This window comes from Streptomyces sp. NBC_01314 (assembly GCF_041435215.1).
Taxonomy (GTDB): Bacteria; Actinomycetota; Actinomycetes; order Streptomycetales; family Streptomycetaceae; genus Streptomyces.
The window spans coordinates 2,416,641-2,436,709 of record NZ_CP108394.1 but is presented as its reverse complement, the minus strand read 5'-3'; the positions used below and the strand labels follow the sequence as shown (position 1 = coordinate 2,436,709).

Annotated in this window: 16 protein-coding genes; 14 read left to right on the top strand and 2 right to left on the bottom strand. The window is 72.4% G+C overall.

Annotation, left to right across the window (positions count from 1 at the left end; genetic code table 11):
- Window positions 1–32: 32 nt before the first annotated feature.
- The 11 genes from OG622_RS10785 (at window position 33) to OG622_RS10735 (ending at window position 14,074) form a co-directional block, all read left to right on the top strand.
- Window positions 33–476 carry an SRPBCC family protein gene (locus OG622_RS10785; protein ID WP_371575218.1) on the top strand — a complete coding sequence of 148 codons (444 nt, stop codon included), beginning with the start codon at window positions 33–35 and terminating at the stop codon, window positions 474–476.
- 192 nt (window positions 477–668) lie between these two features.
- Window positions 669–3,113, top strand: a complete 2,445-nt coding sequence (locus tag OG622_RS10780) for an MFS transporter (RefSeq protein WP_371575215.1) — start codon at window positions 669–671, stop codon at window positions 3,111–3,113.
- A gap of 252 nt (window positions 3,114–3,365) precedes the next feature.
- On the top strand, window positions 3,366–5,828 hold the full coding sequence (locus tag OG622_RS10775; protein WP_371584060.1) for a SpoIIE family protein phosphatase: 2,463 nt from the start codon (window positions 3,366–3,368) through the stop codon (window positions 5,826–5,828).
- A gap of 237 nt (window positions 5,829–6,065) precedes the next feature.
- Entirely contained in the window at window positions 6,066–6,791 is a 726-nt protein-coding gene (locus OG622_RS10770; protein ID WP_371575213.1) for a class I SAM-dependent methyltransferase, read from the top strand.
- A gap of 112 nt (window positions 6,792–6,903) precedes the next feature.
- On the top strand, window positions 6,904–7,737 hold the full coding sequence (locus OG622_RS10765; protein ID WP_371575211.1) for a M55 family metallopeptidase: 834 nt from the start codon (window positions 6,904–6,906) through the stop codon (window positions 7,735–7,737).
- A gap of 94 nt (window positions 7,738–7,831) precedes the next feature.
- A complete protein-coding gene (locus OG622_RS10760; RefSeq protein ID WP_371584059.1) occupies window positions 7,832–9,142 on the top strand; it encodes a M20/M25/M40 family metallo-hydrolase in 1,311 nt (436 codons plus the stop codon).
- 27 nt (window positions 9,143–9,169) lie between these two features.
- The gene (locus OG622_RS10755) at window positions 9,170–11,152 is read left to right on the top strand and encodes a prolyl oligopeptidase family serine peptidase (protein ID WP_371575210.1); all 1,983 of its coding nucleotides are present in this window, start codon (window positions 9,170–9,172) and stop codon (window positions 11,150–11,152) included.
- Entirely contained in the window at window positions 11,149–12,078 is a 930-nt protein-coding gene (locus OG622_RS10750) for an LD-carboxypeptidase (RefSeq protein WP_371575208.1), read from the top strand. Before OG622_RS10755 ends, OG622_RS10750 begins: the two co-directional genes overlap by 4 nt.
- A 69-nt stretch (window positions 12,079–12,147) precedes the next feature.
- Complete coding sequence (locus OG622_RS10745) at window positions 12,148–12,396, top strand: hypothetical protein (protein ID WP_371575206.1); 249 nt, start codon at window positions 12,148–12,150, stop codon at window positions 12,394–12,396.
- Window positions 12,397–12,463: 67 nt separating this feature from the next.
- Window positions 12,464–13,072: a GNAT family N-acetyltransferase gene (locus tag OG622_RS10740; protein WP_371575204.1), complete on the top strand. Its 609-nt coding sequence runs from the start codon at window positions 12,464–12,466 to the stop codon at window positions 13,070–13,072.
- Between the two features lie 90 nt (window positions 13,073–13,162).
- Window positions 13,163–14,074 carry an arginase family protein gene (locus OG622_RS10735; RefSeq protein ID WP_371575202.1) on the top strand — a complete coding sequence of 304 codons (912 nt, stop codon included), beginning with the start codon at window positions 13,163–13,165 and terminating at the stop codon, window positions 14,072–14,074.
- Between the two features lie 43 nt (window positions 14,075–14,117).
- Here the strand turns inward: OG622_RS10735 and OG622_RS10730 are convergent, their stop codons facing one another.
- Window positions 14,118–14,471 carry a VOC family protein gene (locus OG622_RS10730; RefSeq protein ID WP_371575200.1) on the bottom strand — a complete coding sequence of 118 codons (354 nt, stop codon included), beginning with the start codon at window positions 14,469–14,471 and terminating at the stop codon, window positions 14,118–14,120.
- A 114-nt stretch (window positions 14,472–14,585) separates the two neighbouring features.
- Between OG622_RS10730 and OG622_RS10725 the strand changes: the two genes are divergently transcribed.
- Window positions 14,586–15,074, top strand: a complete 489-nt coding sequence (locus OG622_RS10725) for a phage holin family protein (protein WP_371575198.1) — start codon at window positions 14,586–14,588, stop codon at window positions 15,072–15,074.
- Window positions 15,075–15,250: 176 nt separating this feature from the next.
- Here OG622_RS10725 and OG622_RS10720 read toward each other — a convergent pair whose 3' ends face one another.
- Window positions 15,251–16,216, bottom strand: coding sequence for an LLM class F420-dependent oxidoreductase (locus OG622_RS10720; protein ID WP_371575196.1), 966 nt, complete (start codon window positions 16,214–16,216; stop codon window positions 15,251–15,253).
- 264 nt (window positions 16,217–16,480) lie between these two features.
- On the opposite strand from OG622_RS10720, the gene OG622_RS10715 reads away from it, so the two are divergent.
- Both OG622_RS10715 and OG622_RS10710 read left to right on the top strand, forming a co-directional pair.
- Window positions 16,481–18,199, top strand: a complete 1,719-nt coding sequence (locus OG622_RS10715) for an FAD-dependent oxidoreductase (RefSeq protein ID WP_371575194.1) — start codon at window positions 16,481–16,483, stop codon at window positions 18,197–18,199.
- Window positions 18,196–20,043 (top strand): transketolase, encoded by a 1,848-nt coding sequence (locus OG622_RS10710; RefSeq protein ID WP_371575192.1) that lies wholly within the window; start codon window positions 18,196–18,198, stop codon window positions 20,041–20,043. Before OG622_RS10715 ends, OG622_RS10710 begins: the two co-directional genes overlap by 4 nt.
- Window positions 20,044–20,069: the final 26 nt, after the last annotated feature.

Here is a 20,069-nt window from a genome sequence, read left to right as displayed (position 1 = left end):
TCCCCGAGTTACCAAGTGCTGGAGGAAGTGCAATGGCGCAGGTCGAGGCCACGACTGAACGAGTCGTCGCGGCGGACGCGGAGACTGTGTTCGACACCCTGGCCGACTACAGCGGCGCGCGCGAGAAGCTGATGCCGCAGCACTTCAGCGAGTACGAGGTGCGCGAGGGCGGCGACGGCGAGGGCACGCTCGTCCACTGGAGGCTCCAGGCCACCAGCAAGCGCGTGCGCGACTGCCTCCTGGAGGTCACCGAGCCCTCCGACGGCGAGCTCGTGGAGAAGGACCGCAACTCCTCCATGGTCACCGTCTGGCGGGTCACCCCGGCCGGCGAGGGCGGCTCCCGTGTCGTCGTCACCACCACCTGGCAGGGCGCCGGCGGCATCGGCGGCTTCTTCGAGAAGACCTTCGCCCCCAAGGGCCTCGGCCGGATCTACGACGCCCTGCTCGCCAACCTCGCCGGCGAGGTGGAGAAGTAACGCCTGGGCCAGGAGTTGTGTCGCGCACGGCGCCCGGCCCAACGAACGGCCCCGACGGGGCGCGTTGCCGCCCTCACCGGTTCGGGTGGATCTCCCTGGCGCTCCCCGGAATGCCGTAACTCGCCGCACTTGCCGACAGTTGCCGCTTAACGCGGGAATTGTGCGGTAAGTGCGACGAGGGGAGCGGTACGCATGGACGCGATCACACTGGTGAAGGACGAACCGACCACCACACCCGCGACACCACCACCGGCGGACGAGCCCGCGCAACTCGGTCCGCACCGGGTCCGGTTGATCTTCTCCGCCCTGCTGCTCGTCCTGCTCCTCGCCGCGCTTGAGCAGATGGTCGTCGCCACCGCCCTCCCCGAGATCGTCGGCGAGCTGCACGGCGTGGACCGTATGTCCTGGGCGATCACGGCCTATCTGCTCACCGCGACCGTCACCCTGCCCGTCTACGGCAGGCTGGGCGAACTCCACGGCCGCAAGGGTGTCTTCCAGTTCGCGCTCGTGGTCTTCGTGACCGGCTCCGCGCTCGCCGGGTTCTCCCGCAGCATGGACCAGCTCATCGCGTTCCGCGCGCTCCAGGGCGTCGGCGCGGGCGGTCTCATGATCGGCGTGCAGGCGATCATCGCCGACATCGTGCCCTCCCGGAACCGCGGCCGCTACCTGGCCCTGGTCGGCGCCGCGTTCGGCCTCGCCTCCGTCGCGGGCCCGCTCCTGGGCGGATGGCTCACGGACCACATCTCCTGGCGGTGGTGCTTCTACGTCAATGTGCCCTTCGGGCTCATCACCCTGGCCGTCGTCGCCTTCGCGCTGAGACTGCCGAAGCGCACGACCAGGGGGCGCCTCGACGTCCTGGGCACGCTGTTGCTCGCCGCCGCCTCGACCTGCGTGGTGCTGCTGGCCGGCTGGGGCGGCACCGGGTACGCCTGGAACTCGCGGCCCGTCCTCGGTCTCGCCGCCGGCGCGGTCGCGGCGACCGTCCTTCTCCTCGTCGTCGAACGCTTCGCGACCCAACCCCTGCTCCCGCCGCGGCTGTTCAAGGACCCGGCCTTCGTCGTGACCGGCCTCGTCGGGATCGCCGTCGGCATCGCCCTCTTCGGCACCGCCAGTTACCTGCCGACCCAGCTGCGGATGGTCGGCGGCATCTCCGCCACCGAGTCCGGGCTGCTCATGCTGCCGATGATGGCCGGCATCGTCGGCGCGTCCGTCGTCTGCGGCCAACTCATCGCCCACACCGGGCACTACCGGACGTACCCCGTTCTCGGCAGCGCCCTGACCACCCTCGGCGTATGGCTGCTGTCCCGCCTGGAGACGGACACGCCCCGGCTGCAGTTCGGCATCTGGACGGCCGTCCTCGGCGCCGGCATCGGCATGGTGATGCCGGTCCTGATCCTCGCCGTGCAGAACTCCGTACGCCCCGCCGACCTCGGGGCCGCCACCGCCGCCGGCAACTACCTCCGGCAGATCGGCGGCTGCGTGGGCGTGGCCGCCTTCGGCGCGCTCCTCGCGGCCCGGCTGGCCGACCGCCTTCCCGAGCGCGCGGGCGCCGTCCTCCCCGACCCGGGCTCCCTCACCCCGGACCTCGTCCACACCCTGCCCGCCCCGCTGCGCGAGGCGTACGTCGAGGCCTACGCGCAGGCCATGCCGAGGATCTTCCTGTACCTCACGCCGGTGCTCGTCCTCGGTCTCCTCATCGCCTGTTTCCTCAAGGAGAAGACCCCGGCGGCGTTCGACGAGGTCCCCGCCGGGTCCGCGCCGACGCCCGAGCCCGAACACGCGTCCAAGGCCGCGCCCTCCGTCCGGGTCCCGCGGGCGCTCCCGCACCCTTCGGGCGTGGAGACCCCCATCCCGCTCCGCTCGCCGTGCGTTTCCGGCGTCCCCGTCCCCGTCCGCGGCACGGTCCAGCACCCCGACGGCACCGTCGTGCCCCGGGCCGCGCTCACCCTCATCGACGCCACCGGCCGGCAGACCGGTCGCGGCGGCAGCGGCGAGGACGGGCGGTACGCGCTGTCCACCCCCGGGCCGGGGGCGTACGTGCTGATCGCGGCCGCCGGCGGCCACCAGCCGCAGGCCGTGACCGTCACCGTCGGGGAGCGCCCCGTGGAGGTCGACATCGTGCTCGGCGGCGCGGGGCGCCTGGCCGGGGCCGTACGGACGGCGGACGGGCGGGCGGTGAGCGACGCGACCGTCACACTCACCGATGTGCACGGCGAGGTCGTCGTGACCACCCGCTGCGGCCAGGAGGGCGAGTACCTCATCACCGAGCTGGTCGCCGGGGAGTACACCCTCGCCGCGAGCGCCCACCCCCACCGCCCGGCCGCGATCCCCGTCACCGTCCGGGCCGCCCGCGAGACCCGACAGGACGTCGAACTCACCGGGGGCGGCGTCCTGCGGGGTACGGTCCGCGCCGGGGGCGGCCGACCGGTGGAGGACGCGCGCGTGACGCTCCTCGACGCCGCCGGGAACGTCGCCGACACGATCACCACCGGCATCGACGGCACGTTCCAGTTCGTCGACCTCTCCGCCGGCGAGTACACGGTCATCGCCACCGGATATCCCCCCGTGGCGACGGTCCTCCAGGTCGCCGGTGGTGGCAGGACGGAATCGGACCTGCGGCTGGGGTACACGGACTGAGCGGTCGGCCACGGGAACGCGGGCCGGTGGTCGGGTGCTGGTCAGCCGGTGATCGGCCAGTGGTCAGCCGTGATCGGCCGGTGGTCGTGCGGGGGCGTGCGAGTGATCCGTGCGCCGCCCGCGTGGCCTGCGTGTGCGCCGGAGGCTCCCATGGAGCAATTCCCGTATTGCCACACATCGCGACGCTACGCAGCCGTACGGTAGTGGGGGCGGCGCAGATCTTGCGAGCCATGGGGAGAAAGGGCCTTGGCCATGGACCGTGGCATCGACACGGGCGCGACCACCGGCCACGGAGCCGGTGACGGCACGGCGGGGCACGCCGCGGTCGGCCGCATCCCCCTGGCCGTGGTCGTCGTCGACCGCGCCGGCCTCGTGTCGCACTGGAGCACCGGCGCACGCCGGCTCTTCGGCACCACCAAGGACGACGCGGTGGGCCACCCCGCCCTCGACCTGCTGCCCGTCTCCGGCGCCCTCCCGGACGAGGACGACCCCCCGGCCCACGGCGCCTACGGCCCGTACGACGCACTCGGCCACGACCTGGAGACCTCCCTCGACGGACACCTGTCCTACCCGGCGGCCGGCCGCGCCCGGCTCACCGTGCCCGGCCGCGACCGGATAGACGTCCTGTGGTGGGCGTACCCCCTGGTCGGCCCCGGCCGGGAGCGCCTCCTCGTGCTGGCCGCCGACGCCGAGACACTGCGTCGGCGGGACGACGGGGCGGCCGTCGCCGTCGAACGCATCGCGCCCGGTTTCGCCCTGCACACCGACTTCCCCGGCGCCGAGGAACTGGCCCGCAGGCTCCCCGAGATCCTGCCCAGCATGAGCGTCGGCGAGAGCGCCCGCATCGTCGCCCAGGTCCTCGAACTGGGCTATCCGGTGCTGGAGTTCAGCCAGAACGACCGGGTGCCCGTGACCCCCGACTGGGGCGTGCCCCGGCGTGCGGAACGGCGGGCGCGCCGTGAGCGGGCCGCGCGCGCCGTCGCCGAGGGGCTGCCGGTCCCGCAGGACGTACGGGACGAGGGCGAGGACCTCGAGTACGCGGCCGTACGCGAGCGCCTGGAGTTCCTCAACGAGGTCAGCGGACGCATCGGCACCTCCCTCGACCTGTCCCGGACCATCGTCGAGGTGAGCAAGGCGGTCGTGCCCCGCTTCACCGACGTCGCCGGCACCTATCTGCGCGAACAGGTCGTCGCCGGTGAGGGTTTCCCCGAAGGCGTGCCGGACACGACGACCATGTGGCACCGGGTGGCCCTGGAGCACACGGACGAGCCGGGCCGCTGGGACGACGTCGTACCGGTCGGCGAGGCCATGCCGTTCCCGGCGCACACCCCGTTCTTCCAGTGCATGACCACCGGCGAGCCCGTCCTCGTGCCGCGCATCAGCGAGCAGATGGGGCACGCGATCGCCGCGCAGTTCGAGAAGCGTGACATCCGGCCGCTGATCAGCAACCGCTCCATGCTGGTCGTGCCGCTGAAGGCCCGCAACGTGGTGCTCGGGTTCATGATCCTGCTGCGCCACCCGGAGCGCGAGGTCTTCGACGACATGGACCGCGTCACCGGCGCCGAACTCGCCGCCCGCGCGGGCCTCGTCCTCGACAACGCCCGCATGTACACCTACCAGGAGAACGTCGCCGAGACGCTCCAGGACAGCATGCTCCCGCAGATCGAGGCCCACATGGCGGGCTGCGACATCGCCACCCGCTACCTCCCGGGCACCCTGCTCGGACGGGTCGGCGGCGACTGGTTCGACTCGGTGAAACTGCCCGGCGCCCGCACCGCCCTGGTCGTGGGCGACGTCATGGGACACGGCCTCAACTCCGCCGCGATGATGGGCCAGCTGCGCACCGCCGTCCAGACCATGGCCGCCCTGGACCTGCCGCCCGCACAGCTGCTGCGCAACCTCGACGACCTCGCCCAGCGCCTCGGCGAGCACTACCTCGCGACCTGCCTCTACGCCGTCTACGACCCCATCGCGGGCGAACTGCACCTCGCCAACGCCGGGCACATCCCGCCCGTGCTGGTCCGCGCGGTGGACGGCCGCAGTGAACTGCTCGACCTGCCCACGGGCGCGCCCATCGGCGTCGGCGGGGTGCCCTTCGAGGCGGTACGCGTGCGCGTGGAGCCCGGCGACCGGCTCGTGATGTGCACCGACGGCCTGGTCGAGGTGCGCGGTGAGGACATCGGCGTGGGCCTCGCGACGCTCTGCGAGTCCGCCGCCCACCCGGCCGCCTCCATGGACGACGCCTGCGACACGATCATCCGCGCCCTCAACACGCGCGGCGGCCGCAAGGACGACGTGGCCCTGCTGATGGCCCGGCTCAACGGCATCGAACCCGAGGACGTCGCCGAGTGGCGCCTGGCCCCCGACCCGAGCGAGGCCGCCCGCGCCCGCGCAGTCGTCCGCGAACAGCTGTATGTCTGGGGCCTCGACGCCCTCGCGGACACCACGGTGCTCCTCGTCGACGAACTCGTCACCAACGCCGTACGACACGCGCGCGGGCGCCGTATCGAACTCCGCCTCGTCCGCGGCGACACCCTGCAGTGCGAGGTCCACGACGACGACCCCACCCTGCCGACCCTGCTCAACGCGGCGCCCACGGACGAGTTCGGCCGCGGGTTGCGCGTCCTCACGACCCTGGCCCGCGAGTGGGGGACCACCCGGACGGGGGCGGGCAAGACGGTGTGGTTCGAACTGACGCTGCCGCGACGGCGTTGAGGCGACGGGGGACGGTGACGGCGGTGCCCTGAGGCGGCTGGCGGCTGATGGCTGACGGCTGGCGGGCGACGGCTCCGCGGCCACTGGCTGGGGCAAGAGGCGCGTGCGGCGGGTTCGGGCGGGCGATCTGGAAGGGGGGTGAAAGTACGCGCACTGTGCTTGTCCGTGCGTTCTGGGCACGGTAGACCGATCTGGGCCGCCGGAGCGGCGGCCCGCGTCGCTATTTCGGGGGTTGGAATGAGCGTGACGAGTCGGTACCGGGAGGCCTGGGAGGCGTTCTGGCGGGAGGCTCCCGACGGACCGGGGGAGGTCTTCTGGGACGCCGGGCCCGAACGGACCGCGGCCGTCCATCTCGCCCTGTTCGAGCCGCACCTGACGGCCGCCGACCTGCCCCTCGTCGACCTCGGCTGCGGCAACGGCACCCAGACCCGCTACCTGGCCGACCGCTTCGCCCGGGTGATCGGCGCCGACCTCTCCACCGCCGCCCTCGACCGGGCCCGCCGCGCCGACCCCGGCGGCCGGGCCACGTACCGCCTGCTCGACGCGGCCGACACCACGGACGCCGAGACCCTCCACGCCGACCTCGGCGACGCCAACGTCTACGTACGCGGTGTGCTCCACCAGTGCGAGCCCGACGACCGCCTGCGCCTCGTCCACACCATCGCCACGCTGCTGGGGGAGCGCGGGCGGGTCTGCCTCGTCGAACTCGCCGAGGCCGCCAAGCCCGTCCTCATGGGCCTCGCCCAGAGCCCCACCGGCCCCCCTGCCAAACTCGCCCCGATCTTCCGCCACGGAATCGCCCCGGGCGAGGTCTCCGACGCCGCGGTCCCGCGGTACCTGCGCGCGGCCGGCCTCACCCTCGTCGCCGAGGGCGAACTCCCGCTGATCACCACGGAACACACGGCCGACGGCACCCGGATCGAACTGCCGTCGAGGTGGTACGTGGCGGGGCGCACGGCGTAAGGGCAGCTCGGGCGGGTCCGTGAGCCGTCCCGGTCGGCGTCGGTGGGCCGCGGCGGTGAGAGTTATCCACAGGTCCGACACGGATCGGCGGGAACGCGTACGGTTTCGAGCCATGAAGATCCTCATCAGCGCCGACATGGAGGGCGCCACCGGCGTCACATGGCCGGCCGACGTGCTGCCGGGGACACCGCAATGGGAGCGGTGTCGTTCGATGTTCACCTCGGACGTGAACGCCGCCGTGCTCGGTTTCTTCCACGGCGGGGCCGACGAGGTGCTGATCAACGAGGCGCACTGGACGATGCGCAATCTGCTGCTGGAGGAGCTGGACGAGCGCGCCCAGATGCTGACCGGGCGGCACAAGGCGCTGTCCATGGTGGAGGGCGTGCAGCACGGTGACGTGGACGGCATCGCGTTCGTCGGGTACCACGCGGGCGCGGGGATGGAGGGCGTTCTCGCCCACACCTACCTCGCCAACTCGATCACCGGGGTGTGGGTGAACGACGAGCGGGCCAGCGAGGGGCTGCTCAACTCGCATGTCGTGGCCGAGTACGGGGTACCGGTGGTGCTGGTGACTGGCGACGACGTGGCTTGCGAGGACGCCCTGGGGTATGCGCCCGAGGCGCTCAAAGTGGCGGTCAAGGATCATGTGTCGCGGTACGCGGCGGTGTGCCGCACGCCGGCGAGAACGGCCGCCGACATCCGTGCGGCGGCGAAGGAGGCCGCGTCACTCGCCGTGCGTCATGAGCCGGTCAGGGGCGGACCGTTCACCGTGGCGCTGGAGTTCGACGCCGAACACCTGGCGATGGCCGCGACCGTGGTGCCGGGTGTGGCCCGTACCGGCGAACGCAAGGTCGCGTACACCAGCCCGACCATGTACGAGGGAATCCGCACCTTCAAGGCGGTCACCACGATCGTCTCGGCCGCGGTGGAGGAGACATATGGCTGAGTCCGCGAAGCCCGTGAGGACTGCGGAGCGCGAGGGGACTGCGGAGCGCGGGAAAACCGTGCAGCGCGTGGAGGGGGCGGCGTCGGCAGGGGGCATGGAACAGCGGGCACTGGACGAGGTCGTCCGGTTCACCTCCGACCTCATCCGCATCGACACCACCAACCGCGGCGGCGGGGACTGCCGGGAGCGGCCCGCCGCCGAGTACGCCGCCGCGCTGCTGGGCGAGGTCGGTCTGGAGCCCACGCTCCTTGAGCGCACCGAGGGCCGTACGAACGTCGTCGCGCGGATCGAGGGCACCGACCCGTCGGCGGACGCGCTGCTCGTCCACGGTCATCTGGACGTGGTGCCCGCGCAGGCGGCGGACTGGAGCGTGCACCCGTTCTCCGGGGAGATCCGCGACGGCGTGGTGTGGGGCCGGGGCGCGGTCGACATGAAGAACATGGACGCGATGATCCTCGCGGTCGCCCGGCACTGGGCGCGCACGGGCGTACGGCCCCGCAGGGACATCGTGATCGCGTTCACCGCCGACGAGGAGGCGAGCGCCGTGGACGGCTCCGGGTTTCTCGCCGACGCGCACCCCGGTCTCTTCGAGGGCTGCACCGAGGGCATCAGCGAGTCGGGGGCGTTCACCTTCCACGACGGCGCGGGCCGGCAGATCTACCCGATCGCGGCCGGGGAGCGCGGTACCGGCTGGCTGAAGCTCACCGCGCGCGGCCGGGCCGGCCACGGCTCAAAGGTGAACCGGGCGAACGCGGTGACGCGGCTGGCGGCGGCGATCGCCCGGATCGGCGCGCACGAGTGGCCGCTCAGGCTCACCCCGACCGTCCGCGCGGCCCTCACCGAACTCGCCGCGCTGTACGGCGTCGAGGCCGACCTCGACGACCGTGACGGCGTCGACCGGCTGCTCGACAAGCTCGGTCCGGCCGCCGCCCTGGTCGAGGCGACCGTGCGCAACAGTGCCAATCCGACCATGCTGGAAGCCGGCTACAAGATCAACGTGATCCCGGGGGAGGCCGCCGCGCGCGTGGACGGGCGGTATCTGCCGGGTGGCGAGGACGAGTTCCGGGAGACCCTCGACCGGCTCACCGGGCCCGATGTGGAGTGGGAGTTCGAGCACCGGGAGGTGGCCCTCCAGGCACCGGTGGACTCGGTGACGTACGCGCGGATGCGGGCCGCCGTGGAGGAGTTCGCGCCCGAGGGGCACGTGGTGCCGTACTGCATGGCGGGCGGCACCGATGCCAAGCAGTTCTCGCGCCTCGGCATCACCGGCTACGGCTTCTCGCCGCTGAAGCTCCCCGAGGGCTTCGACTACGCGGCGCTGTTCCACGGCGTCGACGAGCGCGTCCCGGTCGAGGCGCTCCACTTCGGCGTCCGCGTACTCGACCGCTTCCTGCGGACGGCCTGAGCGATGGCAGACGGGGGACCGAGGGAAATGGGGGACAAGGTGCAGACCCTGGCGTACGGTTCGTGGCCCTCGCCGATCGACGCGGCGCTCGCTGCCGCGCACGACGGGCATCCCGAGTTCGTGGGCTTCGTCGGCGACGAGGCGTGGTGGACCGAGCCACGGCCCACCGAGGGCGGCCGGCGCACCCTGGTGCGACGCACGGCCGACGGCACGGAGGAGTCGGTGCTGCCGGCCCCGTGGAACGTGCGCAGCCGGGTCATGGAGTACGGCGGGCAGCCCTGGGCCGGTGTCATGCGGGACACCGGGCCCCTCGTGGTCTTCGTGAACTACGCCGACCAGCGCCTCTACCGGTACGAACCGGGTGGCGAGCCCGTTCCGCTCACCCCGGTGTCCTCGGTGGGCGGCGGCCTGCGCTGGGTGGACCCGCGACCACATCCGGAGCGGGACGAGGTGTGGTGCGTCCTGGAGGAGTTCACCGGCGACGGGCCCAGCGACGTACGCCGGGTCGTCGCCGCGGTGCCGCTGGACGGCTCGGCTGCCGAGGACCGGGACGCCGTACGCGAACTCACCGACGGCGGTCGGCGGTTCGTCACCGGCCCCCGGCTCTCGCCCGACGGCCGTCACGCGGCGTGGCTGGCCTGGGACCATCCGCTCATGCCGTGGGACGGCACGTCGCTGCTCGTCGCCGAGGTGACCGAGGACGGCCTGCTGGGCGAGAACCGGACCGTCGCGGGCGGCCCGGAGGAGTCGGTCGCCCAGGTCGAGTGGGCCGCCGACGGGACCCTTGTCTACTCCAGCGACACCACCGGCTACTGGAACCTCTACCGTCTCGACCGCGACGGCGGTGACCGCACGGCTCTCTGCGCCCGGGAGGAGGAGTTCGGCGGGCCGCTGTGGAAGGTCGGCTGGCGCTGGTTCGCGCTGCTGGGCGACGGGCTCGCCGCCGTGGTGCACGGGCGGGGCGCCACCGCGCTCGGCATCCTCGACATCGAGACCGGCCAGGTCGTCGACGCGGACGGACCGTGGACCGAGTTCGCCCCGTCGCTCGCCGTGCACGGCAGCCGGGTCATCGCCGTCGGGGCCAGCCCGCGCAGCGCGTACGAGGTGGTCGAGCTGGACGCGGCCACCGGCGACGCCCGGGTGATCGGGGCCGCGCACGACGACCCGGTCGACCCCGCGTACTATCCCGAACCCCAGATCCGCTCCTTTCTCGGCCCCGCCGGACGCGAGATCCACGCGCACATCTACCCGCCGCACCACCCCGGCTGCGTCGCCTTCAGCACCGAGCTGCCGCCGTACGTCGTCTGGGCGCACGGCGGGCCCACCAGCCGGGCGCCCCTGGTCCTCGACCTGGCGATTGCCTACTTCACCTCACGCGGCATCGGGATCGCCGAGGTCAACTACGGGGGGTCGACCGGGTACGGGAGGGAGTACCGCAACCGGCTGCGCGAGCAGTGGGGTGTCGTGGACGTCGAGGACTGTGCGGCGGTGGCGCTGGCCCTCGCCGACGAGGGCACTGCCGACCGGACCAGGCTCGCCGTCAGGGGCGGCAGCGCGGGTGGCTGGACCGCCGCCGTGTCCCTCACCACGACCGACGTCTACGCCTGCGGAACCATCCTGTATCCCATCCTCGACCTCACGAACTGGGGGTCGGGGGAAACGCACGACTTCGAGTCCCAGTACCTGGAGAGCCTGGTGGGGTCGTCGGCCGAGGAGCCGATGCGGTATGCGGAGCGGTCGCCCACCGAGCACGCCGACCGGATCACCGCACCCTTCCTGCTGCTTCAGGGCCTGGACGACGTGATCTGCCCGCCCGCGCAGTGCGACCGTTTCCTGGCCAGGATGGAGGAGCGGCGGGTGCCGCACGCGTACATCGCCTTCGAGGGGGAGGGCCACGGCTTCCGGCGGGCGGAGACGACGGTGCGCGTCCTGGAGGCGGAGCTGTCGCTGTACGCGCAGGTCTTCGGGTTGAATCCTCCGGGAATCCCTACTCTGGAGCTCACCAAGTGACACCACTGACCAGACCCCCTCGTCTCGCGCCCGGTGCCCGTGTGGCCGTCGTCGCGCCCAGCGGGCCGGTGGCCGAGGAGCGGCTCAGTGCCGGGCTGGACATTCTGCGCGGCTGGGACCTCGACCCCGTCGTCGCACCGCACACCCTCGACCGGCACCCGGAGTTCCCCTACCTCGCGGGCACGGACGCCGACCGTGCCGCCGACTTCCAGGCCGCCTGGTGCGACCCGTCCGTGTCCGCCGTGCTGTGCGCCCGCGGCGGCTACGGCGTCCAGCGCATGGTCGACCTGCTCGACTGGGACGCGCTGCGGGCGGCGGGCCCCAAGACGCTCGTCGGGTTCAGCGACATCACCGCCCTCCACGAGGCGTTCGCCACCCGCGCGGGACTGGTCACCCTGCACGGCCCCATGGCGGCGGGCGTCGACTTCATCAAGAACATCCGGGCCCAGGACCACCTGCGCGCCACCCTGTTCTCCCCCGAGACGGTACGCACGATCCGGGCCGCCGAAGGAAGCACCGCCCTGATACCCGGCCGCGCCCGGGGCGTCCTGCTCGGCGGCTGCCTCTGCCTGCTCGCCGCCGAGCTCGGCAACCCCCACGCCCGTCCCTCCGCCCGGGGCGCCCTCCTCTGCCTGGAGGACGTCGGCGAGGAGACCTACCGCCTGGACCGCTACCTCACCCAGCTCCTCCGCGCGGGCTGGCTCGACGGCGTCGCCGGCATCGTCCTCGGCTCCTGGGCGGAATGCGATCCGTACGAGAAGGTGCGCGCGCTGCTCGTGGACCGGATCGGCGGGGTCGGGGTGCCGGTGGTGGAGGAGTTCGGATTCGGGCACGGGGAAGGGGCGCTGACCATCCCGTTCGGGGTGATGGCGGAGCTGGACACGGAGGCGGGGACGCTGACGCTGGACGAGCCGGCGCTGACCTGACAGCCCCCGCCGGGACGGTGGGACGCGTCCCACCGGGCGCGTCACGTCCGCTCGGGTCATTCTGGAGGTATGAGCCCGAAGACATCGGAAGGGGTCGGGACGCACAGGCGGAAGCGGTGGGGTGACCTGCTGACGCCCGGCAGGGTCATCGTGGGATTGCTCGCGGTGCTCGCTCTCGTCTTCATCTTCCAGAACACCCAGAACACCGAGATCCAGCTGCTGGTCTCCGACGTCTCCATGCCCCTGTGGATGGCGTTGCTGGCAACGGGCCTGGTCGGTGCGGTGTGCGGGGCGTACTTCATGAGACGGCGCAAGTGACGCCTGCGCCGACGTACCGCGCCGACCTATCGTGTGGCGTCGTACCGCGCCGACGTACCGTGGCGGGGTGTCCGAGAACGTTCGTCACCTCATCGCAGGACCCCGCGTCGGGATACGGCACTTCACGCCCGACGACGGATCCGAGTTCACCGCGCGGGTGCGGGAGAGCAGGGATCTGCACCAACCGTGGCTGTTCCCGCCGGCCACGCCCGCCGCGTACGCCGCGTACGCGGGGCGGCTCATCGAGGATCCGACGAAGGCCGGGTTCCTGGTGTGCGAGCACGACGGCGGGTCGATCGCCGGGTTCGTCAACATCAACAACATCGTGGAGGGCGGCTTCCAGAGCGGTGCTCTCGGCTACGGGGCCTTCGCGCATGCCGCCGGACGAGGGCTGATGGCCGAGGGGCTCGGGCTGGTCGTCGAATACGCGTTTGCTTTCATGGGGCTGCACCGGCTGGAGATCAATGTGCAGCCCGGGAACGCCGCCTCCATCGCGCTCGCCCGGCGGTGCGGGTTCCGGCTGGAGGGGTTCTCGCCGGACTTCCTGTTCATCGACGGGGCGTGGCGGGACCACCAGCGGTGGGCGCTCACCGCGGAGATGAGGCGCCGGGAGGACGACCGGAGGTCAGGCGGGTCCCCGGTGCCCCCGGTGTCTCCGGTGTCTCCGGCGTCCTAGGCGGGCGGGCATGGCGGTGTCTCGGGCGTGAGCCCGGCGGAATGGGTCGTTCCCGCCCCGGCCGCCTGGCTGTCGCGCAGGATGAGCTTCATGCGGAACATCGTCGTCGTGGACGCCCCCTCGAACCTCGGCCTGCGGCCGCCCGCCCCGGGGACCGTGCCCGGTTGTCACAAGCTCGCCGGCGCCCTGCGGGAGCAGGGCATCGTGCGGCGGCTCGGTGCGCTGGAGGGCGGGGTGGTGGTGCCGCCGCGCTACGACCGCGGGGACTGGCAGGAGGGCGACGGCGTCTTCAACGCCGCCGCGATCGCCTCGTACACGCGCAGGCTCGCCGACCGGATCGAGCGGCATGTCAGGGCCGGTGAGCTGCCCGTCGTCCTCGGCGGGGACTGTTCGATCCAGCTCGGCGCGTCGCTGGCACTGCGGCGGATCGGGCGGTACGGGCTGGTCGCGATCGACGCGTCCGCCGACTTCCGGCATCCGGGCAACTCCGACCGGGTCGGGGCGGCCGGCGGCGAGGAGCTGGCGCTCGCCACCGGCCGCGGGCAGGCGGACCTGACCGATCTGGAAGGGCTGGGGCCCTATCTGCGCGACGAGGACGTACGGCTCTTCGGGATCCGGGACGAGTTCGAGGACGACCGCAGCGAGCTGGCCGCGCTGAAGATCCCGGTCGTGACGGTCGGAGACCTGCGCACCTGGGGCGCGGACGATCTCGCCCAGGTCACCGCCCAGAGCTTCGAGACGCCCGAACTGAACGGTTTCTGGGTGCACTTGGACGCCGACGTCCTCGACCCGTCCGTCATGCCCGCCGTCGACAGCCCCGACCCCGACGGGCTCCTCCCCGACGAACTGACCGCGCTGCTCAGCCCGTTGGTCCGCTCACCGCACTGTGTCGGCCTCAACATCACCATCTACGACCCGGATCTGGATCCCGACGGCACGGCGGGCGCGCTGCTCACGGACATCGTCGTGAACGCCTTCGCCGACCCGGCCTCTACAGGGTGATCGGCCGCCGTCGGGCTCCTCGACCGTTCCCGCGTCCCTGGGGCTACCCCGCCGCTCTGCGGTCCGCGTACTCGTAGACCGAGCCGTCGGGATGGACCGCGATGAGGTTGCGGCCGACGGGGGTGGGGATCGGGCCGGCCAGGACGTGGGCGCCGGAAGCGGTGAGGACCTGGTTGGCCTCGTCGACGTCCTCGACCGCGATGGTGGCCGTGACCTTCCGCAGGACCTCAAGCTCTGACTCCGGGCCGCTCATCAGCAGGAAACAGCCGACGGCGGCGACCTGGACGCCACCGCGTTCGAAGCGCATCGCCGGTCCGCCCGAGAGTCTCTCGTAGAACGGGACCGCCGCTTCCAGGTCGTCGACGCAGATGCGGAGCGTGGTACCGAGAATCTCCATGTGTACGAGCCTAGTTGGGGCCGAGCGGGGTTGTCCCCGTCCCCGTCCCTGTCCCCGTCGCGGTCCCGGTCGTGAGTCGCGTTACGCGGCTACGGGCCCGGGTACCCGGGTGCGATGGACCGCTTGGATCATCTGGAACATCTGGACAGGCATCTGGTCGACGAGTTGACGCAGGTGGCCCGCGAGACCATCCGCGAGGAGCTGCGGCAGCAGACCCGTAAGCAGCGGCGCAGGGCCGCGCTGTATGCCGCGTCCGGGACGCTCGCCCTGTACGCGGGTGCCGCCCTGGCGCTGGCCCTCGGGCTGGTGCTGTCGCTGGGCCTGCCCGACTGGGCCGCCGCGCTGATCACGGCCGTCGTGCTCGGTGCGGCGGCGTATGTGCTGAGGGGCGCCGCGCGGCCTTCGGCGTCCCGGCCGAACGCCGAGCGCGAGGGAACGGTCGTCGGCGGTACGGCGCCGGGGACGCCCCCGGGTGGGACGGGGCCGGCCGGTTATCCGCCGGCGCCGCCCGTCGCGCCCGGCGTCGGGACCGGGAACGGGCCCGTGGGTACATCGGCGCCGGCCAGTGCCGAATCCGAGGAACAACGCCACCGGGGCCGGTGAGAGAAAGGCGCATGGAGTGGGGCCGGGACGGCATGAACGTCCCGGCCCCACACCATGACTCCATGTGCGCTCGGTTCGGACGATGGGGCTCGGGCCAGGCGATGACGATGGGGCTCGGCCCAGACGATGGGGAGAGAAAACACCGTCTGGGCCGAGAATCTCGGGTGGTGGCGCGGTCAGCGGGAGCCCTGCCGGAGCTGGGGTAGCACCTTCGTGCGGTAGAAGTCGAAGAAGCCGCGCTGGTCGGGGCCGATCTGGCTGACGTGGACGCGGTCGAAGCCGGCGTCGGCGAAGGCGGTCAGTTCGGCGACGTGTTCGTCGACGTCGTCGCCGCAGACCGTGTTCTCGCCGACCATCTGCTCGGTGACCAGTGGCTCCAACTGCTCGAAGTGGCTGGGTGTGGGCAGGATCTGGGCCATCTCGCCGGGGAGGAGCTGGCTCGACCAGAGGCGGCGCACCAGACGGACGGCCGCGTCGCGGTCGGCGCCCCAGCACACCTTCGTACCGCCGCTGACGAGGTTCGCGCCCCCGCCGCCCTTGCGGTACTGGGTGACCAGATCCTCGTCGGGGCCCATGGTGATGAAGCCGTCGCCGACGCGGGCGGCGAGTGCGGTGGCCTTGGGGCCGAAGCCGGAGATGTCGATGGGGACGGGCTCGTCGGGGACCGTGTACAAGCGGGCGTTCTCCACCGTGAAGTGAGGGCCGCGATGGGTGACCTCCTCGCCGGTGAACAGGCGCCGCATCACCTGGACCGACTCCTCCAGCATCTCCAGGCGGACGTCCGCCGGCGGCCAGCGAGTACCGAGGACGTGCTCGTTGAGCGCCTCGCCGGAGCCGATGCCGAGGCGGAAGCGGCCGCCGGTCATCACCGAGCTGGTCGCCGCCGCCTGTGCGACGACCGCCGGGTGGATCCGCACGGTCGGGCAGGTCACCGCCGTCTCGACGGGCAGGGACACGGCCTCGGAGAGCGCGCCGATCACCGACCACACGAACGGGCTCTGGCCCTGGGCGTCGTTCCACGGGTGGAAGTGGTCCGAGATCCACAGACAGTCGAATCCGGCCTGTTCGGCCATCCTCGCCTGCTCGATCAACTCCGTGGGACCGAACTCCTCGGTCGCCAGGAAGTATCCGTACTCGGGCATGGGGGTACCTCCGCGAGATGTGCGCATGCGAACGGTTCGGGGCCGGGTCGCGGTCCGGGTACCCGGAGGTCACAGGGGAAACCCGCGGACGTCCGGGGGCCGGCCGGTTTGGGCGCCCTGACCAGGGGGACGCGGAAGGCTCGTACGTCACAGGACCCATACGCCTGAGAACGCTCAGGACCCATACGGCCCGAGAACGCTCAGATCCCATACGCCCGAGGACGCTGAGGACTCCGTATGCGCGACCCCGCCGGAGGCGAACCCGTGAGTCGACCCCGCATCGTGATCGTCGGAGCCGGCTTCGCCGGCTACCGGACGGCCCGCACCCTTGCACGGCTGACCCGGAACAGGGCCGACATCACTCTGCTCAACCCGACCGACTACTTTCTGTATCTGCCCCTGCTGCCCCAGGTCGCCGCCGGCATCCTGGAGCCACGCCGGGTGACCGTCTCCCTGACCGGCACCCTGCGCCACGTACGCCTGGTGCTCGGGGAGGCCGACGACATCGACCTCGACGCGCGTACGGTGCGCTACTCGGACCCCGAGGGCGGTGTCGGCACGCTGACCTACGACCGGCTGGTGCTCGCGGCCGGCAGCGTCAACAAGCTGCTGCCGATCCCGGGCGTCGCCGAACACGCCCACGGCTTCCGGGGGCTGCCCGAGGCGCTGTATCTCCGGGACCATGTGACACGGCAGGTGGAGCTGGCGGCCGGCAGCGAGGACCCCAAGAGCTGCGGCGCGCGGTGCACCTTCGTGGTGGTCGGCGCCGGGTACACCGGGACCGAGGTCGCCGCGCAGGGCCAGATGTTCACCGACGCGCTGGTACGGAAACAGCCGTTGCGGGAGGGCATGCGGCCGCGCTGGATACTGCTCGACATCGCGAAGCGGGTGCTGCCCGAGATGGACGAGAAGCTGTCGCGGACCGCCGACAAGGTGCTGCGGCAGCGGGGTGTCGACGTGCGGATGGGGACCTCCGTGCAGGAGGCGACACCGGGCGGAGTGCTGCTGAGCGACGGGGAGTTCGTCGACACGCGCACGCTGGTGTGGTGCGTGGGCGTACGGCCCGATCCGCTCGCCGAGTCGCTCGGGCTGCCGATGGAACGCGGTCGGCTGCTCGTCGAGCCCACGCTGCAGGTGCCCGGCCGGCCCGAGGTGTTCGCCTGCGGGGACGCGGCCGCCGTGCCCGATCTGACCAAGCCCGGCGCATACACGCCGATGACCGCGCAGCACGCCTGGCGGCAGGGCAAGGTGGCCGGGCACAACGTCGCCGCGTCCCTCGGTCGCGGCGAGCCCAAGCCCTACCGCCACAGCGACCTGGGCTTCGTCGTGGACCTCGGGGGCGTCAAGGCCGCCGCCAACCCCCTCGGCATACCGCTGTCCGGCCTCGCAGCCGGCGCCGTCACACGCGGCTACCACCTCGCCGCCATGCCCGGCAACCGTGTCCGCGTCGCCGCCGACTGGCTCCTCGACGCCGTACTGCCCCGCCAGGGCGTCCAGCTGGGGCTCGTACGGTCCTGGTCGGTGCCGCTCGACACGGCGTCGCCGGAGCTGGCCAGGATGCCGGGTGCGCCGGAGAAGGGCCGGAGGCCGCCGGCGACGTCCGAGAAACGGGACGCTGCGGACGAACGCACCGGGCCCGACCGGGTCGGGGTGTCGGGCGGGCCGGGAGCCGCGCACAAGCAGCAAGCCCCCGACAGGCCGGGACCCACGGCGGTGCCAGGAGCCCCCGGGCAACCGCCCTCCTCACCGGTGCGTGGAGCGCCCGACGACTCCGCGCCCGCCCCCGATGAGCACAGCCCCGCCAAGCCAGGTCCCGCCAAGCCCGCCCCCGATGAGCACAGCCCTGCCAAGCACAGCCCTGCCAAGCCCGGGACGCCGGCCGTGTCGGGTGCGGCTGAGGGGCGGCCGCAGTCGCCGCGGTCGGAGAGCCCGGCCCGCGAAGACCCGTCGAAGCCCGCCAGGGGTTCGGAAGGAGAGTCATGAACAGCCGTCAACTCAGCGAGCTGGCCCAGCAGTTGAGGGTCGACAGCGTGCGCGCGTCCGGGACCGCGGGCTCCGGGCATCCGACGTCGTCCATGTCGGCCGCCGAGCTGATGGCGGTACTGCTCGCCAAGCATCTGCGGTACGACTTCGAACGCCCCCAGCACCCCGGCAACGACCGCTTCGTGCTGTCCAAGGGGCACGCCTCGCCCTTGCTGTATTCCGCGTACAAGGCGGCGGGCGCGATCAGCGAGACCGAGCTGATGACCTTCCGGAAGCTGGGCAGCCGGCTCGAAGGGCACCCCACGCCACGGCGGCTGCCATGGGTGGAGACGGCCACCGGCTCGCTCGGCCAGGGGCTGCCCGTCGGCGTCGGCATCGCGCTCGCCGGGAAGCGGCTGGACCACACCGACTACCGGGTGTGGGTGCTGTGCGGCGACAGCGAACTCGCCGAGGGCTCCGTGTGGGAGGCCGCCGAGCACGCCTCGTTCGAGCATCTGGACAACCTGACGGCGATCGTGGACGTCAACCGGCTCGGGCAGCGCGGACCCACCCGGCACGGACACGACCTGGACGCCTATGCCCGCCGCTTCACGGCCTTCGGCTGGCACACGATCGAGGTCGACGGGCACGACGTGGACGCGGTGGACCGCGCGTACGGCGAGGCCGAGTCCACCAAGGGGCAGCCCACCGTGATCCTCGCCCGCACCCTCAAGGGCAAGGGCGTCGAGGCCGTCCAGGACCGCGAAGGCCTGCACGGCAAACCGCTCAAGGACGCCGACGAGGCGATCGCGGAACTCGGCGGCGTACGCGACCTCCGCGTCGAGGTCCGGCAGCCGCCGGCCGCCCGGATGCTGCACGCCGTCCGCACCGGGCACCTGGAGCTGCCGCGCTTCGAGGTCGGCGACGAGGTCGCGACCCGGAACGCCTACGGGCAGGCGCTCGCCGCGCTCGGCACCGCGCGCGGCGATGTCGTCGCCCTGGACGGCGAGGTCGGCGACTCCACTCGCGCCGAGTTCTTCGCCAAGGAACACCCCGAGCGGTTCTTCGAGTGCTACATCGCCGAACAGCAGCTGGTGGCCGCCTCGGTGGGGCTCGCGGCGCGCGGCTGGGTGCCGTACGTCTCCACGTTCGCGGCGTTCCTCACCCGCGCCCACGACTTCGTCCGCATGGCGTCGATCAGCGGGTCCGGCATCAATCTCGTCGGCTCCCACGCGGGTGCCGCCATCGGCCAGGACGGGCCCTCGCAGATGGGCCTGGAGGACCTGGCGATGATGCGCTCGGTGCACGGCTCGACCGTGCTGTACCCGTGCGACGCCAACCAGACCGCGAAGCTGGTCGGCACGATGGCCGGCCTCGAAGGCGTCCGCTATCTGCGCACCTCCAGGGGCGACATGCCCGTCCTCTACAGCCCCACCGAGGAGTTCCCGGTCGGCGGCAGCAAGGTGCTGCGCGCCTCGGACACCGACCGGCTGACGATCGTCGCGGCAGGGGTCACCGTCCACGAGGCGATCAAGGCCGCCGACGTGCTGGACGGCGAGGGCATCCAGGTCCGGGTGATCGATCTCTACTCGGTCAAGCCCGTCGACCGCCGCACCCTGCGCGAGGCCGCCGAACGCACCGGTTGCATCCTCACCGTCGAGGACCACCACGAGGAGGGCGGCCTCGGCGACGCGATCCTCGACGCCTTCCTCGACGGCCGGCCGGTGCCCCGTCTGGTGCGCCTCGCCGTCCGTACGATGCCGGGCTCGGCCTCCCCCGAGGAGCAGCTGCGCGAGGCGGGCATCGACGCGGAGGCGATCGCGGTGGCCGGACGGCTCCTGGTGGAACACGCGATCACGCCCTGAGCGGCCCGGGTACGACAGCCGGCATG

What these genes read in the sequence shown, in the direction of transcription:
- OG622_RS10760 (WP_371584059.1), top strand. Translation starts at nt 7,832, where the DNA reads ATGGAACAGCGGGCACTGGACGAGGTCGTCCGGTTCACCTCCGACCTC.
- OG622_RS10745 (WP_371575206.1), top strand. Translation starts at nt 12,148, where the DNA reads ATGAGCCCGAAGACATCGGAAGGGGTCGGGACGCACAGGCGGAAGCGG.
- OG622_RS10725 (WP_371575198.1), top strand. Translation starts at nt 14,586, where the DNA reads ATGGACCGCTTGGATCATCTGGAACATCTGGACAGGCATCTGGTCGAC.
- OG622_RS10720 (WP_371575196.1), bottom strand. Translation starts at nt 16,216, where the DNA reads ATGCCCGAGTACGGATACTTCCTGGCGACCGAGGAGTTCGGTCCCACG.
- OG622_RS10770 (WP_371575213.1), top strand. Translation starts at nt 6,066, where the DNA reads ATGAGCGTGACGAGTCGGTACCGGGAGGCCTGGGAGGCGTTCTGGCGG.
- OG622_RS10785 (WP_371575218.1), top strand. Translation starts at nt 33, where the DNA reads ATGGCGCAGGTCGAGGCCACGACTGAACGAGTCGTCGCGGCGGACGCG.
- OG622_RS10730 (WP_371575200.1), bottom strand. Translation starts at nt 14,471, where the DNA reads ATGGAGATTCTCGGTACCACGCTCCGCATCTGCGTCGACGACCTGGAA.
- OG622_RS10755 (WP_371575210.1), top strand. Translation starts at nt 9,170, where the DNA reads ATGGGGGACAAGGTGCAGACCCTGGCGTACGGTTCGTGGCCCTCGCCG.
- OG622_RS10775 (WP_371584060.1), top strand. Translation starts at nt 3,366, where the DNA reads ATGGACCGTGGCATCGACACGGGCGCGACCACCGGCCACGGAGCCGGT.
- OG622_RS10780 (WP_371575215.1), top strand. Translation starts at nt 669, where the DNA reads ATGGACGCGATCACACTGGTGAAGGACGAACCGACCACCACACCCGCG.
- OG622_RS10710 (WP_371575192.1), top strand. Translation starts at nt 18,196, where the DNA reads ATGAACAGCCGTCAACTCAGCGAGCTGGCCCAGCAGTTGAGGGTCGAC.
- OG622_RS10765 (WP_371575211.1), top strand. Translation starts at nt 6,904, where the DNA reads ATGAAGATCCTCATCAGCGCCGACATGGAGGGCGCCACCGGCGTCACA.
- OG622_RS10735 (WP_371575202.1), top strand. Translation starts at nt 13,163, where the DNA reads ATGCGGAACATCGTCGTCGTGGACGCCCCCTCGAACCTCGGCCTGCGG.